Origin of the sequence: Maritalea porphyrae (assembly GCF_030159895.1) — a bacterium.
Classification (GTDB): Bacteria; Pseudomonadota; Alphaproteobacteria; order Rhizobiales; family Devosiaceae; genus Maritalea; species Maritalea porphyrae.
The window spans coordinates 855,984-872,297 of record NZ_BSNI01000002.1; the positions used below are offsets into that span (position 1 = coordinate 855,984).

Annotated in this window: 18 protein-coding genes; 8 read left to right on the forward strand and 10 right to left on the reverse strand. The window is 49.5% G+C overall.

The features are described 5' to 3' along the window. The first annotated feature begins 68 nt into the window (after positions 1–68). Complete coding sequence (locus tag QQL65_RS07585) at positions 69–1,592, forward strand: fumarate hydratase (protein WP_284363282.1); 1,524 nt, start codon at positions 69–71, stop codon at positions 1,590–1,592. After that, positions 1,589–2,047 carry a GNAT family N-acetyltransferase gene (locus QQL65_RS07590; protein ID WP_284363285.1) on the forward strand — a complete coding sequence of 153 codons (459 nt, stop codon included), beginning with the start codon at positions 1,589–1,591 and terminating at the stop codon, positions 2,045–2,047. Before QQL65_RS07585 ends, QQL65_RS07590 begins: the two co-directional genes overlap by 4 nt. Here QQL65_RS07590 and QQL65_RS07595 read toward each other — a convergent pair. Both QQL65_RS07595 and QQL65_RS07600 read right to left on the reverse strand, forming a co-directional pair. Continuing rightward, on the reverse strand, positions 2,021–2,512 hold the full coding sequence (locus QQL65_RS07595) for a GNAT family N-acetyltransferase (RefSeq protein ID WP_284363288.1): 492 nt from the start codon (positions 2,510–2,512) through the stop codon (positions 2,021–2,023). The genes QQL65_RS07590 and QQL65_RS07595 overlap by 27 nt on opposite strands. Before the next feature lie 29 nt (positions 2,513–2,541). After that, positions 2,542–3,579 (reverse strand): aldo/keto reductase, encoded by a 1,038-nt coding sequence (locus QQL65_RS07600; RefSeq protein ID WP_284363290.1) that lies wholly within the window; start codon positions 3,577–3,579, stop codon positions 2,542–2,544. Between the two features lie 175 nt (positions 3,580–3,754). On the opposite strand from QQL65_RS07600, the gene trhO reads away from it, so the two are divergent. Next, the gene (gene trhO / locus QQL65_RS07605) at positions 3,755–4,768 is read left to right on the forward strand and encodes an oxygen-dependent tRNA uridine(34) hydroxylase TrhO (RefSeq protein WP_284363293.1); all 1,014 of its coding nucleotides are present in this window, start codon (positions 3,755–3,757) and stop codon (positions 4,766–4,768) included. 6 nt (positions 4,769–4,774) lie between these two features. On the opposite strand, the gene QQL65_RS07610 is transcribed toward trhO, so the two are convergent. Continuing rightward, positions 4,775–5,548 (reverse strand): LytTR family DNA-binding domain-containing protein, encoded by a 774-nt coding sequence (locus tag QQL65_RS07610; RefSeq protein ID WP_284363295.1) that lies wholly within the window; start codon positions 5,546–5,548, stop codon positions 4,775–4,777. 110 nt (positions 5,549–5,658) lie between these two features. On the opposite strand from QQL65_RS07610, the gene QQL65_RS07615 reads away from it, so the two are divergent. Beyond that, entirely contained in the window at positions 5,659–6,171 is a 513-nt protein-coding gene (locus tag QQL65_RS07615) for a DUF2306 domain-containing protein (protein ID WP_284363296.1), read from the forward strand. Here the strand turns inward: QQL65_RS07615 and QQL65_RS07620 are convergent. Further along, complete coding sequence (locus tag QQL65_RS07620) at positions 6,147–6,719, reverse strand: TetR/AcrR family transcriptional regulator (RefSeq protein ID WP_284363297.1); 573 nt, start codon at positions 6,717–6,719, stop codon at positions 6,147–6,149. The genes QQL65_RS07615 and QQL65_RS07620 overlap by 25 nt on opposite strands. A 100-nt stretch (positions 6,720–6,819) precedes the next feature. On the opposite strand from QQL65_RS07620, the gene QQL65_RS07625 reads away from it, so the two are divergent. After that, positions 6,820–7,227: a hypothetical protein gene (locus QQL65_RS07625; RefSeq protein WP_284363298.1), complete on the forward strand. Its 408-nt coding sequence runs from the start codon at positions 6,820–6,822 to the stop codon at positions 7,225–7,227. Positions 7,228–7,291: 64 nt separating this feature from the next. Beyond that, positions 7,292–7,849 (forward strand): pyridoxamine 5'-phosphate oxidase family protein, encoded by a 558-nt coding sequence (locus QQL65_RS07630; RefSeq protein WP_284363299.1) that lies wholly within the window; start codon positions 7,292–7,294, stop codon positions 7,847–7,849. Here the strand turns inward: QQL65_RS07630 and QQL65_RS07635 are convergent. Genes QQL65_RS07635 through mbfA form a run of 3 tightly spaced genes read right to left on the reverse strand, consistent with a single transcriptional unit; the run spans position 7,846 to position 10,531 of the window. Continuing rightward, entirely contained in the window at positions 7,846–8,652 is an 807-nt protein-coding gene (locus QQL65_RS07635; protein ID WP_284363301.1) for an alpha/beta fold hydrolase, read from the reverse strand. The two genes, QQL65_RS07630 and QQL65_RS07635, sit on opposite strands and share 4 nt — an antisense overlap. A gap of 11 nt (positions 8,653–8,663) precedes the next feature. Continuing rightward, positions 8,664–9,527 (reverse strand): alpha/beta fold hydrolase, encoded by an 864-nt coding sequence (locus tag QQL65_RS07640; protein ID WP_284363303.1) that lies wholly within the window; start codon positions 9,525–9,527, stop codon positions 8,664–8,666. A gap of 17 nt (positions 9,528–9,544) precedes the next feature. Continuing rightward, positions 9,545–10,531 (reverse strand): iron exporter MbfA, encoded by a 987-nt coding sequence (gene mbfA, locus QQL65_RS07645; RefSeq protein ID WP_284363304.1) that lies wholly within the window; start codon positions 10,529–10,531, stop codon positions 9,545–9,547. 259 nt (positions 10,532–10,790) lie between these two features. On the opposite strand from mbfA, the gene lepA reads away from it, so the two are divergent. Both lepA and QQL65_RS07655 read left to right on the forward strand, forming a co-directional pair. Then, a complete protein-coding gene (lepA, locus tag QQL65_RS07650) occupies positions 10,791–12,593 on the forward strand; it encodes a translation elongation factor 4 (protein WP_284363306.1) in 1,803 nt (600 codons plus the stop codon). A 1-nt stretch (position 12,594) separates the two neighbouring features. Then, positions 12,595–13,011: a VOC family protein gene (locus QQL65_RS07655; RefSeq protein WP_284363308.1), complete on the forward strand. Its 417-nt coding sequence runs from the start codon at positions 12,595–12,597 to the stop codon at positions 13,009–13,011. 18 nt (positions 13,012–13,029) lie between these two features. Here QQL65_RS07655 and speB read toward each other — a convergent pair whose 3' ends face one another. From speB to QQL65_RS07670, 3 genes are read right to left on the reverse strand one after another with little or no spacing between them, the layout of a single operon-like run. Beyond that, positions 13,030–13,881, reverse strand: coding sequence for an agmatinase (speB, locus tag QQL65_RS07660; protein WP_284363310.1), 852 nt, complete (start codon positions 13,879–13,881; stop codon positions 13,030–13,032). 11 nt (positions 13,882–13,892) lie between these two features. Next, a complete protein-coding gene (gene nspC, locus QQL65_RS07665; RefSeq protein WP_284363312.1) occupies positions 13,893–15,077 on the reverse strand; it encodes a carboxynorspermidine decarboxylase in 1,185 nt (394 codons plus the stop codon). A 21-nt stretch (positions 15,078–15,098) separates the two neighbouring features. Next, a complete protein-coding gene (locus QQL65_RS07670) occupies positions 15,099–16,310 on the reverse strand; it encodes a saccharopine dehydrogenase family protein (RefSeq protein WP_284363314.1) in 1,212 nt (403 codons plus the stop codon). Positions 16,311–16,314 lie beyond the last annotated feature (4 nt).

The following is a 16,314-nucleotide window of genomic DNA, read 5'->3' on the forward strand; positions in this document are numbered from 1 at the left end:
TTGAAAATTAACCCAACTCGTGGGACAAGCGATCAACATTATTTCTCCTTGGTCGCGAGGGTTCCAAAATGCCTGCAATTAAAAAAGAAGATTTCATCCAGTCCATTGCGGACGGTTTTCAGTTCATTTCTTATTACCATCCGCTGGATTATGTCCAAGCCGTGGCTAAAGCCTATGAAAAGGAAGAAAACCCGGCAGCAAAGGATGCGATCGCGCAGATTTTGACCAACTCGCGCATGTGTGCGGAGGGGCATAGGCCAATTTGTCAGGATACTGGCATTGCCTTGGTGTTCTTGGAAATTGGCCAAGATGTGCGCTGGGACACAGATATGACCATCGACGAAATGGTCAACGAAGGTGTGCGCCAAGCCTACACGGGTGTTGAAGAGAACTTGTTGCGCGCCTCGATTTTGATGGACCCTGCGGGAAAGCGTAACAATTCCGGCGACAATGCACCAGCGGTAATCCATTACGAAATGGTTGCAGGTGACAAAGTTGACGTAACCGTTGCAGCAAAAGGCGGGGGATCAGAGAACAAAGCCAAATTGGCAATGCTTAACCCGTCTGACGATATCGTCGAATGGGTGCTGAAAACCGTGCCCACACTGGGTGCTGGCTGGTGCCCGCCGGGCGTGCTTGGTCTAGGCATTGGTGGAACGCCAGAAAAGGCCATGTATTTGGCGAAAAAATCATTGATGGCACCGGTCAACATTCAAGAACTCATTGAACGCGGCCCGAACTCTACCGCAGAGGAATTGCGGCTTGAACTGTTTGAAAAGGTCAACGCGTTAGGCATCGGTGCGCAAGGCTTGGGCGGTCTGACGACGGTCGTTGATGTGAAGGTGCTTGACTTGCCAACGCACGCAGCTTCGAAACCGGTTGGTTTGGCACCAAACTGCGCGGCCAACCGCCATGTACATTTTACACTTGATGGTACTGGCGCAGCCGATCTGACGCCGCCACCATTGAGCGCATGGCCGGATATTGGATGGACCCCATCTAGTGAGGCAAAGTCAGTTGACCTTGGCAAATTGACAAAAGAAGAAGTCGCCACTTGGAAACAGGGTAATCGTTTGTTGCTCAACGGCAAGATCCTTACTGGTCGAGACGCCGCCCATAAGCGTATTCAATCGCTTTATGAAAGCGGCGAAGGGTTGCCAGATGGCGTCGATTTCACTGACCGTGTGATTTACTATGTGGGGCCGGTGGATCCGGTTGGAGAAGAAGCCGTGGGACCTGCGGGACCGACGACCGCCACGCGCATGGACAAGTTTACTGAGATGATGCTCGACAAAACTGGTCTTGTTGCAATGATCGGCAAAGCCGAACGCGGTCCATCTGGTTTGGACGCGATCAAAAAGCACAAAGCAGCCTATTTGATGGCCACTGGCGGTGCGGCATACCTGATCTCAAAAGCCATTCGCTCGTCGCGCGTAGTGGCATTTGAAGAGCTTGGTATGGAAGCCATTTACGAATTTGAAGTAGAAAATATGCCAGTAACAGTAGCAGTGGATGCCACTGGTGAAAGCGTGCACAATATTGCACCTGCTATTTGGCGCAAAAAGATCGGTAAACTTCCGGAGCCAGCATGAGCCTTGTCGAGCGCGAAATTCGTACCTCAGATTTAGATCTTATTTGCCACCATCGGTTTGAGATGTTCCGCGATATTGGGGAGCCGCTCGAAAACATTGAGGCGATGATTGTCGAGTTTCGCAAGTGGTTAAATCCGCGACTTCACAATGGTGAGTATTTCGGGTTCATCCTTGAAGAAAGCGGCAAGCCGGCCGGTGGAATTGGCTTGTCGATTATCGACTGGGCGCCGCACGTGTTGCACCCTAAGGATCACTTACGAGGTTATATTTCCAACGTCTATGTGGAACATCATTGTCGACGCCAAGGTATTGCCAGTCGCCTGATGGCGTTGGGGGAAGCCGAGCTCAAAAAACGCGGTGCAAGCCTGATAGTTTTGCATGCATCAGATGCCGGTCGTGAAATCTACGATAAATCGGGATGGAAGCAATCAAGCGAAATGATCAAGCACGTCTAGCGTTCTTTCCATTTCGAATACTTCAATTGGGACTTCGCCTTTGTGCGTTTGTCCCATTTTTGTTTCCATTCTGGAAACGCGCCAATCGTTACGCTCATAAAAGCGTCGCGCCGCATCATTGCCTACAAGACAATTTAACGTGATGCGCACTGCCCCTTCGGCGCGCAACTTTGCTTCGGCCAACGCCAACAGTTTCTGACCAACACCTTTGCCGCGCTGCTGACTGTCGACAAATAACTGAGACAATCTTGCTTCTTTTGCAACGACAAGGCCAACAATGTCGAGTTCATCCAACGCAATAATGATGTTTGGATAGAATGCATTAATGCGGTCTTGCATAAACCTGACATCGCGAAATTTTGCGATGTCAGGATGTTGATGCGGAGCCTGTGTTTCGTGCCAGATGCGGTGATAGAGTGAGGCGATCTGTTTAAGCTCATCGGGGCGCGCGACACGAAAGTCCATATTGCCAAGCTCTGTGTTTAGGACGGCGGCTAGCGCAACCAACCGCCTGGTTGAGGATGCAGGTCCATCATGCCGCCTTTTGCTGCATCGTCAATAATTTTTAGCTCATCATCACTAAGTTCGAGATTGCTCAGAGCGCCCAAATTGTCTTTGAGTTGTTCAAGCGTGCGCACACCGATCAATGCCGAGGTCATTTCTTCACGGCGAAGGACCCAAGCCAGAGCCAACTGCACCAAGGTTTGGCCACGTTTGTCAGCCAAGTCCTGCAATGCATCGACAGCAGCGAGAACCCCAGTTTCAAGATGTCTGCCAAACAATGATGAACCTGGCTCCGTTGCGCGCGTGCCAGTTGCTTTGTCTTTAGAATATTTGCCGCTCAATACACCTTGCGCAAGAGGCGAGAAGGCAATGCAGCCGACACCCAATTCGCCTAGCGTGTCCAAGGTTCCATCATCCTCGATCCACCGGTTCAGGATTGAATAGCTTGGTTGATGGATGGTGAGTGGTACACCCATTTCATTCAAGATGCGGCTTGCCTCGATTGTTTCTTTTTTTGGATAGGATGAAACACCGACATAAAGTGCTTTGCCTTGATGGTATAGCGACGCAAGCGCCCCCATTGTCTCTTCCAATGGTGTTTCTGGGTCAAACCGGTGTGAATAAAAAATGTCAAAGTAATCGACGTTGCAGCGTTTCAAACTCTGATCACAACTGGCTATGAGATATTTGCGGGACCCAAATTCTCCATATGGACCGGGCCACATATCATATCCTGCTTTTGAAGAAATGATCATCTCATCCCGGTATGGTGCAAAATCGCGAACCATCATTTGCCCAAACAATTCTTCAGATGACCCGGGAGGCGGGCCATAATTGTTTGCCAAGTCAAAATGAGTGACGCCTTGATCAAATGCGTAGCTCAAGATTTTAAATGCGCTGGGGTAGTCACGAGTGCCGCCGAAATTCTGCCACAGGCCAAGGCTAATCGCTGGTAGTTTCAATCCCGAGCGACCAGTTCTGCGGTATTGCATATTGTCATATCTATCTTCGCTAGCTCGGTACGCCATTTGGTTCTCCTGCAAATCGATTAAATTGTTCCGATGGTAGGATTAGTCTATTGGAGTAGGTCTAAGGCAAGGCAAAAAATCAAAAGAATTTGGTGCGCGCGGTTAGGACTTGGCCAAAAGCGCAAGTTTTGCTAAACCCCAACGTCGGCTTGCATGAGATCTAAGGTAGATAGATATGTCTGAATTCAAAGTGGTTGCACTGTACAAATTTGTGGCGCTACCGGACTATCGTGATTTGCGCGATCCGATTTATGACTTTTGTGTTCAACATGGGATCAAGGGAGCGCTGCTTCTTGCCGAAGAAGGCATAAACGGCACCGTCGCAGGCACACCTGAATCCGTTGACAAGCTGGTTGAATATTTAGAGCGCGGCAATCTGTTCAAAGGGCGGTTCAAAGGCGGAGAGGTGAAGTTCTCCGCAGCAAGCGAAATGCCTTTTATGCGCATGAAAGTGAAGTTGAAAAAAGAAATTGTTACCCTTCGCGCGCCGGAAGCCGATCCCACCAAGGTCGTGGGTACCTATGTTGAACCAGAAAACTGGAACGATGTCATATCAGACGACGAGACAGTGGTTCTGGATACGCGCAACGATTATGAAGTCGCAATTGGAACCTTTGAAGGGGCGGTTGATCCGCAAACTGAGAATTTCACGCAGTTCAAAGACTTTGTCGAAAAGAACCTTGATCCGAAGAAAAACAAAAAAGTTGCAATGTTCTGTACTGGCGGCATTCGATGCGAAAAAGCGTCGGCCTATATGCTCGCAAAGGGGTTCGAGGAGGTTTATCACCTCAAGGGCGGTATCCTAAAATACTTGGAAGAAACGCCTCAAGACAAAAGCATGTGGAATGGCGAGTGCTTTGTTTTTGACGAACGCGTTTCGGTTGGCCATGGCCTTGTGGAAGGTGACCTTACGCTTTGTCGCGCGTGCCGTTTCCCATTGTCGCCCGAAGACATGCAACACAAGGATTTTATCGAGGGCCAACAGTGTCACCATTGCGTTGATAAAATTAGCGAGAAGAGCAAAGCGCGGGCGGCAGAGCGTGAAAAACAAATCCGTTTGGCCCAAGAGCGTGGTCAGGAACATATCGGCGATCAGGCCAAAAGGTTTGCTGAACTTAACAAAGAACGCATGAAGCAATTGCGCGAAGAGCAAAGAAAGCTCAACGCCAAGGAAGATCAAGCGAGCTAGACTGCATCAGGTGAGAATGCCGGCGTCTTTCGCAGCTTGCACTTGGCCACGGCTAACCGGCAATTTGGTGCCATCTAACATCTCAACGATATAGTTGCCATTTTGCCGGTCTACGCGTTTGATGCCATCCCGTGCAATCCAATGGGACCGGTGGATCTTTAGTCCATCAACCCCTTCGGCTTCTTTCATTGCGTCGCTCATGCGCATCAGAAGTAGTTCCTGTCCGCGAGATGTGACCACATTCACATAATGGTCTTGCATCGACATATAGAGCAACTGTCCGCGATTTTGGATTTGTAAGCGGGCCAAAATCTCGATTTGTTTTGATGCACCCGGTCGGTCCTCACGCAAAAACAATACGTGTAAGGCGGCAACACAAATTGAAATCAACACGCAATACACTGCCGTCAGGATGCCGGAGAAACCATCAATATCCCAGTCTCCAATCACCACGGCGTTGACGACGTAAACGACAATTGAAACCAACATGCCCGAACCAATTCCGGCACATAAGATCACAAGCCAGACATTTGGGGATTTCCAAACCTGATTGATCAGATTGACAGCGAGTCCGCCGCCAAAGGCGCCAGCTGCATATCCTAAAAAGACCATGCAGATCCAATAGGCGACGCGCGGTATAGGTTCGAAATAGTCGAATGTTGAAAACGGGCCGACCAACCCCAGCATAATCCCAAGGATTGCCATCGCCGCAAGTGCCTTAGGCGCTGTGAAAAGCGCACGCATTTCGCGAAGCGTCAATTGCAAGGCGTTGCCAATCACGAACCATCCCTTTCATTCGCGAACCGATCATTGTTTCAAAGACTTTTGCCGAGATAGTCCTGCGAATGCAAGTAGCGCTTTTATCATTTGAAAAAAATAGGACGGAACACGTGAAGCTTAGCATATTCTTTGAAATCCCATTTGCCGTTCAAGTGCATATGGTTTGTGCAATCGCCAGTTTAATTCTGGGGCTTTATGTGCTCTTGAACAAAAAGGGTAACGCACATCATCGAGTGCTTGGCTGGGTTTGGGTTGTCCTGATGTTGGGGGCGGCGATCAGTGCCGCGTTCATTCATCAATTGCGCATGATTTGGATATTTAGCCCCATACACATCTTTGTGCCTGTCACCTTTATTGGGCTTTATCAAGCGATCAGCCATGCGCGGGCAGGGCGAATTGCTGCACACCGGGCGTCAATGCGGTCCATGTATTGGGGCGCGCTATGCATCCCCTTTACGTTTGCCCTACTTCCTGATCGCGTGCTTGCACACATTTTTGGTTTGAGAGATTTGGAGTGGATACCGATGGCAATCGTTGCAACAATTGTACTGGGCGTCGGCGCCTATTACCGCTGGGAAGGATTTTGGCGGAGATCAATTCAACGTTTGAGATCGGCCAATTGATCGACGAACTCAATGTAGGTTTGACTATGGATTGGGTTCGCATCATATCGGGAAATGGAATAGACGCCCAAAAGCATCAGGTAAATTTGGTGAGCAAGTGAATGAGCTTCTTGCTCACCATAGCCGATGTCGACAAGCAGACCCGCAACAAACTTGATGCGTGTGTTTTCGGTCTTTGATATGAGCGCAGCAACTTTCTCATCTTGTCCTGCCCAAGCGCGCAAAGCGCCTTCCACTGCAATGGCATCCAGTCCGTGAGTGCGCGTTTCAGTGGCTATGCGCCCAAGTTGCCTTAGTTGTTCGTCTGCCGGTATACCCGCTTCGCGCAATTGCTCAATAATTGTGCGCGTACCCTGCTGATCCCAAAAGTCGAGCATTTCGACAAGCAGTGCCCCACGATCAGCAAAGTGCCAGTAGAATGACCCTTTGGTGGTACCAAGCTGTTTTGCAATGCGTTCAACCTTGACCCCGTCAACGCCCTTGTCCCCCAAGGTTTGGAATGCGGCCAAAATCCAATCTTGCTTGTCGTGTTTTGCTTTTCTGCCCATCGGGTTAACCCTGCGTCAATTTAACATACGGAGCCGTATTGTATTGCGGCCGGCACTGATTTAAATACGGATGCGTATGTTATGGCAGGGAGCCGCACTCATGAACAGCTTTTTTAAACAAAACAATATGTGGCTCTTAGCCGCTGCATTGCTTTCCTTTGCAACAACCGCGTTGCACGTCGTTGGGGGAACACCAGAGATTATGTCGCCGCTCAACGCTTCGAATGCGCCAGAATTGTCAAAAGGCATTGCCGAAGTCATGTGGAACCAAATCACATTGTTGTTGATTGTGGGCGGTTGGGTGTTTTGGCGCGCTGCAAGGACCTCTAAAGCGCCAACGGAATTATCGCTAACAATTATTGCTCTTTATTCGGGCATAACAATTCTCTTCATCGCCTCTGGCATCAATCTATTTGCTAGTGTTTGGGTTATGCCGCAGTGGACCTTGTTTTTGGCCATGGTTTTGCTTGCGATTGTTGGGCTCTATCGCAAAGGCACTGCGGCATAAAGCGTATTTGCCTCACGTTCAATCCATGTAAGATCAGCCCACTGGCAGGGGAAAGGTGTAGCACGTGATCAAACCCATAAAGAAGAAACTACTGAACTGGATGCTCTCCGGTTACAAATCGCGCAAACGCGCGGGGTTTCAAAACACAGCGGAACAAGCTTTGGCCAGTGCAAAGCGGCAAATCGCGCGCTCACGGTATGCCTTCATCGTCACTAATTCGGACAATGAAGCTGCTCCTGATGCACGGTTGGTCGAGCCAATATTTGATGATCAAAGCTTCACATTTTGGGTCGGCACCAGCCCGTCCTCTCGCAAAGTGAAGCAAGTGCATGCAAACCCGCAGGTAACGCTGGCCTTTTCCAGTACAAAGGATAATTCAAACCTGATTGTAAAAGCGACCGCAAGCATTGTTGACGACGTCGCAACGCGAGCCAAAAAATGGAAGCCTTATTGGCGTCTATTCTTTCCAGAAGGGCCAAAGGCGGACGACTATATTTTAATCAAGCTCGATGCTGTCGAATTAGAAGTGCTTGATTTTTCCCAAAACGTCGTACCCGAGCCTTTCGGCTTAATCCCCCAAAAGCTTATAAGAGTTGGCAATAAATGGGAGATGGCTCGTTAGGCCTTGGCGAAGTGTTTGAGCAGTTCACTGCGGACAAGATCGGGGGCGTCTAGGTTTGCGCAGTGGCCCGCATTTTCGATCTCCACCAGTTTGAAGTTCTCTAGTGCGTGCATTCGTTCCAAAGTTGGGCCCAATTCTGAATTCACCGTTTTGTCCTTGGCCCCTCTCAACATCAATAGTGGCTTTTTGAAAGCAATTGCGTTGTCAATGAGATCGTATTTGCCAATCTCCGCTGAAATTCGTGCCACGACCTGTAAATTGGATTCGGCGTAAATCTTGTGAACAATCGCTTGCACATCTGGGTTATCTGAAGTGCTTTTCGCCCCCATTGCAGCAACAATTCTGCTCCCTAACAACTTAAGCATTCGGGGCAAAAGCCAAATGGCAATTGGTGATGAATTGAGCGCATACGCGGTGCCAAAGCTTGCAAAAGTTGCTAATCGGTTGCTGTGTTCTCCCATCAGTTGCAGGCCGATAACTCCTCCCAACGAGTTGCCAACAAAGTGCACTTGATCTAAGCCCATATGGTCCAAAACAGCTATTACGTCACTCGCCAGTTCTGGGATTGAAAATTCGAGAAGGTTTGGGTCAACCAGCAACTGCGACTGTCCGTGGCCACGCAAATCCGGAACAATTACATAGAAACCCTGTTGGGCAAAATATTCAGCATCCGAAATGAACTGAGTGCCGTTCGCGGCAAGACCGTGGCATATCACCAAAGGCAAATCGGATTTATCGCCATATGTTGTGAACGCAATATGGTGGCCCTTGCGTTCTATAAAATTTTTGGCCCGATCATTCACTGTTCCGCGTCCTAGGTCGTCGCCAGTGGCGCGTGCAATTTGAAAAAGCCAAGCAACGCGATGCGCACTTCTTGTTGCGCGTCCAAATTGGCACAGTGACCGCCTCTTGGAATATCCATATAAGCAAAATTCTGTTGCTTCTTCATCTCATGCATTGTGGTCATAAGCGCTGCATTGACCAACACATCTTCACCGCCACGCAGCATCAAAATGGGTTTTTGGAAGGACTTTGCGTTCTTAATCAGGTCATAATTGCCAACATTCTTTGCCGTATAGCTCACAGCAGTAATGTCGTAATCATCAAGTAATTCATGAACCAATTCCTGCGCAGAGCGTCGTTTTGACGTGCTGCCTGCAATGATTTTGTCTACCCATTCAGGCCCAATGAAATCATAGATTTTTGGCACAGCATCTGCCGGAAAGCGCGGGGTAGAGAGCGCATAGGAGGTGCCAAAAGTAGTAAATGTGATGAACCGATCAGCGTGTGTTGGTAGCAAATGCAGAGCTAGAATGCCGCCAAGCGAATTTCCGACATAATGGACCGCTTCAACGCTCGCATCATCCAAAATGGCGATAAGGTCGTTCGCCATATTGGGAATGGAAAACTCATCAACTTTGAGATTTTTCGGCACACTGGACCTTCCGTGCCCACGTAGGTCCGGCAAGATGACGCGAAAACCATGTTCAACAAAGAAAAGCGCATCGTCTGAAAACTGCCGTCCGCTTGATGCAAGCCCGTGGCAAAGTACAATGGTCGGTGCATCTTTGGCGCCAATGTCGCAATAGGAAATATCAAACCGGCCAACCGAAACGGTTTTTGCTGGCAACAATGGTAGGCTTTCCCGTGCAACCGGGTCGTCAGAAATCGCGTTCATTTTATTCCTTTAATGTGCTAGCCGGCATTGCCAATGAGTATGCCTGCAGCAAACACTAATGACCCACCAAACACAACTTGCATCACCGCACGCCAGAATGGCGTATCCATATATTTGTTTTGGATCCAGGCAATTGCCCACAATTCAATAAAGACAACAACTATGGCGGTAATTGTAGCAGTCCAAAAATCTGTGATCAGATAGGGTAATGCGTGTCCCAATCCGCCGATTGTCGTCATAATGCCCGAGGCAAAGCCGCGCTTTATCGGCGAGCCACGACCTGTAAGTTTACCATCATCGGACGCTGCTTCAGTGAAACCCATCGAAATGCCCGCACCAATTGATGCGGCCAAGCCAACTAAGAAAGTCTCCCACGTGTTTTGTGTCGCAAATGCTGCCGCAAATATCGGGGCCAGGGTCGACACAGAGCCATCCATTAGTCCCGCTAGGCCAGGCTGCACATAAGTTAGCAAGAATTTGCGATGCGCTTGGTCTTTTTCGTCCGCAATTGCATCGTCGTGCAGGTGCGTTTCCTCAAGTTCGTTCGCAGCGCGTTTGTGATGCTGTTCTGCGATTGCGAGATCGCCCAATAGCTTTCTAATGCTTGCATCCTTGGTGCGCTTAACGGCTTCGAGGTAGAAGTTTTGCGCGGCCTCTTCCATTTCCCAAGCCTGTTGACGAATGGTCTCAAGCGGTAGGTTTTTCACCAGCCAAACGGGTTTGCGGTCTAAAAAGCCTCGCACATGCTCGCGTCGCACCAGTGGAATATTGCTACCAAATTTCTTCTCATAGGCTGCAATCAGTCGGTGGCGGTGCTCGTTCTCTTCTTCGACCATGCCGTCGAACACGGCAGCGCTTGCTGGGTACTCTTCGCGAAGCATCTCGGCGTAAGCGGCGTAAATGCGCGCATCATCTTCTTCAGAAGAAATAGCCAGCGCTAATATTTCTGCTTCGCTCAACTCGTCAAAATGTCTTTTTTGCCAACCTAGAACACGTCGCAACATGTTGTCTTCACCTCTGAGAGCGATAGAATCTTCAATATGATTTTGGTTTGTAGTTTGTGTCATGGCGGGCAATGGATCAACCTATATGTGGCTGTTTCTTGTGCGACCATTGGCAGCTTGTGATTGACCGCAATTTGCGCAGCAATTTTGGCGGCTTTGAATATGCCCAAACATGCAATCTAGCCTTGGTTTTCACCAATTTCGCCAACTCGTGCAATTTCTCTTTTCGTGTCGCAATAAAGCTGATAATCAGCGCCCTATGACTGACTTGAAACACATTCGCAATTTCTCCATCGTGGCTCACATCGACCACGGCAAATCCACTTTGGCTGACCGGTTGATTCAAAAAACTGGCGGACTGGCTGAGCGTGAGATGCAGCAGCAAGTTCTCGACAGCATGGATATTGAGCGAGAGCGTGGCATTACCATTAAAGCCCAAACCGTTCGCTTGTCCTACAAGGCAAACAATGGCGAGACATATGTGCTCAATCTGATCGATACACCGGGACACGTAGATTTTGCCTACGAAGTGAACCGGTCACTCGCAGCCTGTGAAGGCTCGCTGCTGGTGGTTGATGCCTCACAAGGTGTGGAAGCTCAAACACTAGCCAACGTGTATCAGGCAATCGAAGTAGACCACGAAATCGTTCCGGTCCTCAACAAGATCGATCTGCCCGCGGCTGAACCCGATCGGGTCAAGCAGCAAATCGAAGACGTGATCGGACTAGATGCAACCGATGCGGTTGAGATTTCAGCCAAAACAGGCATCGGCATTGATGATGTGCTTGAAGCTATCGTTGAGCGCTTGCCATCACCCATCGGCGACCGTGATGCGCCGCTCAAAGCGATGTTGGTGGACAGTTGGTACGATGCCTATCTAGGTGTGATTGTTTTGATCCGCGTGATTGATGGCACCATCAAAAAGGGCCAGAAGGTCAAAATGATGAATACCGGCGCGATCTATGATTTGGATCGTGTGGGTGTGTTCACGCCTAAGCTTGTCGAGATGCCAGAACTTGGTCCCGGTGAAATTGGATTTATCACTGCCTCGATCAAAGAAGTTGCCGACACTAACGTTGGTGACACAATCACTGACGCGAAGAAACCATGCGCTCAAGCGCTTGAAGGTTTCCGCCCGGCGCAGCCCGTTGTGTTCTGCGGTTTGTTCCCTGTGGATGCAAATGACTTTGAAGATTTGCGTGCGGCGATGGGCAAGCTGCGTCTCAATGATGCGAGTTTCTCATATGAAATGGAAACTTCCGCCGCTTTGGGCTTCGGCTTCCGTTGTGGCTTTTTGGGATTGTTGCACCTTGAGATTATTCAAGAGCGCTTGAGCCGCGAATTCGATCTTGATTTGATCGCAACAGCGCCAAGCGTTGTTTATGAACTTGGGCTTCGCGATGGCAGCGAAACACAACTTCACAACCCGGCAGATATGCCAGATGTGATGAAGATTGAAGAGATCCGCGAGCCGTGGATCAAAGCCAACATCCTCACGCCAGATGAGTATTTGGGACCGATCCTGAAACTATGTCAGGACCGCCGAGGCATTCAAACCGACCTAACTTATGTCGGCACACGTGCCATGGTGCAGTATGATTTGCCGCTAAACGAAGTCGTGTTTGATTTTTATGATCGCCTGAAGTCGATCTCTAAAGGCTATGCGAGTTTTGACTATCAAATCTCGGACTATCGCGCCGGCGATTTGGTGAAAATGTCTGTGCTCGTAAATGGCGAACCTGTTGATGCGCTTTCAATGTTGGTGCACCGTTCTGCCGCTGAAGCGCGCGGCCGTGTCATGTGTGAGAAGCTCAAAGAACTGATCCCACAACACTTGTTCAAAATACCGATTCAGGCAGCAATTGGCGGCAAAGTTATTGCCCGTGAGACAATCTCTGCTTTGCGTAAAGACGTTACTGCGAAATGCTATGGTGGTGATGCCACGCGTAAGCGGAAGCTATTGGACAAGCAAAAAGCTGGTAAGAAAAAGATGCGCCAATTCGGCAAGGTTGAAATTCCACAAGAAGCGTTCATCAAAGCGCTTAAAATGGGTGACAACTAAAATGTCGAAATCGCGCTTCCATCTTGCCTATCATGTCACAGACTTAGATGAAGCGCGCGCTTTCTACGCCGGTTTGCTTGGGTGCGCTGAAGGGCGCAGCACCGACACATGGGTGGATTTTGATTTCTTCGGCCATCAAATATCGCTGCATTTGGGCAAGCCATTTCCTGTTGCGAACACAGGCAAAGTTGGCGAGCACATGGTGCCGATGCCACATTTAGGGGTTATTCTGCCAAAAGCGGAATGGGATGCGTTGGCTGCAAAGCTGCAATCTGCACAAATTGAATTTGTGATTGAACCGACAACACGTTTTGCCGGTGAACCTGGTGAACAATCCACAATGTTCTTCTTCGACCCATCGGGAAACCCGATCGAGGTAAAGGGCTTTGCAGATTTTGACGGCATATTTGCCGACTAGCACTAAACGCAAATTTGCTTAAGCGACCATACCCATCAATCGATAAACGATCTGCGCGGTGGTGAAGTCCCACGCTTGGCTGTCGCGATTGGGTGCTAATTCTACAATATCCATGCCGACACATTTGCGACCCTTCAAAGCGGATCGCACGATGTTTAGTGCCTGATAGTAGCCCAAGCCACCGGGAACTGGCGTGCCGGTTGCGGGCATGATTGAAGGGTCCAAGCCGTCCACATCAAAACTGATGTAAACGTCGTTTGGAAAATCTTTGGGCAATGTCACCGAGTGAATATTGTTCGTCACCAGCTCTTCGCCATCAACAAAAGCTACAGCAAATTTTTCTCGGCCTTCGACCTCCTGCTGGCATAGCGCACGCACGCCAAACTGTGCCAGGGAATGACCTTCTTCACAAAGCAAATTCATGACAGATGCATGTGAGTGCTTTTCGCCTTGGTAGGCGATGCGCAGGTCAGCGTGTGCATCGATCTGAATGATCCCGACTTTGCGGCCGAGTGCTTCGGCGACACCGCTGACCGCCCCATATGTCAGGGAATGCTCGCCACCAAGCGTAACCGGAACTTTGCCTTGTGCCGCGATGGTCGCGGTTTGGCGGGCTAGTCTGGCCATAACTTCAGGGAGCTGGCCATCACAGTGGATTGGGTCAACTGTTGCGATGCCGTGCACGCAGGGTTCGCCCTCAGGGCATATGCGCTCAAGTTCATTCGATGCCTCAATAATTGCTTCTGGACCACCCGCGGTGCCAGAGCCGTAAGAAACGGTACGTTCTAACGGCATCGGAACAATTACAAATTTCGCGCCCGCTATGTTGCGCTCAGCGGATGTCAATTCACTGTCAAGAAAATCAACCATTCAGCAAGTCCTTATGAAAGCCGTTGTTCAAAATCTACAAAGCCAAACTGCTTTATGATCCGAGTTCGATTGGTAGCTGAATTCCAAACAGCAATTGACGGCAAGGGCACGCCGTTAAAGGTGTTGGTTTTGACCATTGAATAATGAGCCTGGTCCAAAAATGCGAACCTGTCACCAATCTCAAACGGTTTGGCCGGCTGGTAATTGCCAATCACGTCCCCTGCGAGACAAGAGGGGCCACCCAACAAAAAGCTCTGCCCGTTTTGTTTTTCACCCAGCATTGCGGGTCGATAGGGGGCTTCAATAACGTCCGGCATGTGGCATGTCGCCGATATATCTGTGATTGCCAATTGTTTATCATTGGTCGTTAGGTCGAGTATTTCACCAACCAATATGCCCGCGTCAATTGCACATGCTTCGCCGGGCTCTAGATAGACATCCACATCAAATTCGTTTCGAATATCTTTGATGAAGCTGATCAACCCATCCCGATTATAGTCAGGCCGTGTGATGTGGTGTCCGCCGCCGAAATTGATCCATTTGAGGTTCTTCAAAAAGGGCTTGAGTTTGGGAAGCACAGCAGCCCAGGTCCGTTCCAGCGGCTCAAAACCTTGCTCACACAAAGTGTGCATGTGTACGCCGTCGATCCCATCAAAATCAGACGCATTCAGTTGGGATGCCGGTATGCCCAGCCGCGAACAGGGTGCACAAGGATCATACTTTTCGGTATGGCCCTCCGAATGTTCTGGGTTAACCCTCAATCCAATCGAGACATTTTGGTTTGCTGAGCGAGCATTTTCAACAATTGAAGCGAAACGATTTTTTTGTGCGACCGAGTTGAATATCAAGTGATCGCTCAGATTAATAATCTCAGGTAGATCCTGTGCTTTGTAGCCGGCACAAAACGTTGTCAGCGATCCGCCGAAATGTTTGGCGGCCAATTGTGCTTCATGAAGACCCGAAGCACAGGTGCCATCCAAATATTTTTGTACCAGGGGCGCCAGAGCAAACATTGAAAACGCCTTTAGCGCCAATAAAACCTTGGCGCCAGACTGTTCTTTTACATCCGCCAAGATGGCGAGGTTGCGTTCTATGGCAACCTCGTCCACCACAAAACAGGGCGACGGCACAGAATAAAGGTCGAATTTTGCAAACTCGCCTTCATCGCCACTTTGCGGCAATCCCAAATCGCTCATCGCCCAGCCTCTTCGTCTTGATTAGAACTGAACTGGACCAGAAAGTTCTTTTACTTCCCAAGGCAAGCCGTGGCTGTTCAGCATGTCCATAAAGTCATCAGGATCAAGCTGTTCCATGTTCCACACGCCTGGTTCATTCCAATTGCCTTTAAGGAATTGCGCTGCGCCAATCATGGCTGGTACACCGGTTGTGTAGGCAACAGCTTGTGAACCGACCTCCGCATAGCATTCTTCATGGTCACAATTATTGTAGATGTAGAATGTTTTCTCGCCAGAACCGTCTTTGGCTTGGCCGGTTGCGATATCACCGATACAGGTTTTGCCCTTAGTCAATTCACCCAAGTCGCTGGGGTCCGGCAGCACGGTCGCCAAGAACTGCAATGGAATGATTTCTTTGCCATCGTGTACAACTGGCTCAATTGATGTCATCCCAATATTTTGAAGAACGGTGACATGGTTGATATAGGCATCACCAAATGTCATCCAGAACCGCGCGCGTTCAATCTCTGGGAAGTGCGTCTTAAGGCTCTCCAGTTCTTCGTGATACATCAAATACATGTTCTTCTCGCCCACTTCTGGAAAGTCGAAGCTGTATTTTGTTGTCATTGCAGGGGTTTCCACCCAGTCACCATTTTCCCAGTGGCGGGCAGGGGCCGTCACCTCACGGATGTTGATTTCCGGATTGAAGTTGGTCGCAAACGCTTTGCCGTTGTCACCGCCATTGCAGTCTAGAATGTCGATCTGACGGATCGTGTCTAGCTTGTGCTTCTTGAGCCATGTTGCAAATACAGATGTCACGCCGGGGTCAAAGCCTGAGCCCAAAATTGCAGTTAGACCAGCTTCCTTGAACTTGTCCTGATAGGCCCATTGCCAGTGATACTCAAACTTGGCTTCATCTTCGGGCTCATAGTTTGCAGTATCAAGATAGTTTGCGCCCGCTTTCAGGCACGCATCCATGATTGCCAAATCCTGATAAGGCAACGCCAAATTCACCACCAACTCAGCACCGGTTTTTTTGATCAACTCCGCGGTTGCGTCAACGTCCATCGCATCAATTTCTGCAGTGTTGATATCGACGCCTGTGCGCTCTTTAACAGACTTGGCAATGTCGTCGCACTTAAATTTGCGGCGGCTGGCCAAAGTGATTTCGGTGAAGATATCTATATTCATCGCCATTTTGTGTACAGCGACTGATCCAACGCCCCCGGCGCCAATGACAAGTGTTTTGCCCATCAAA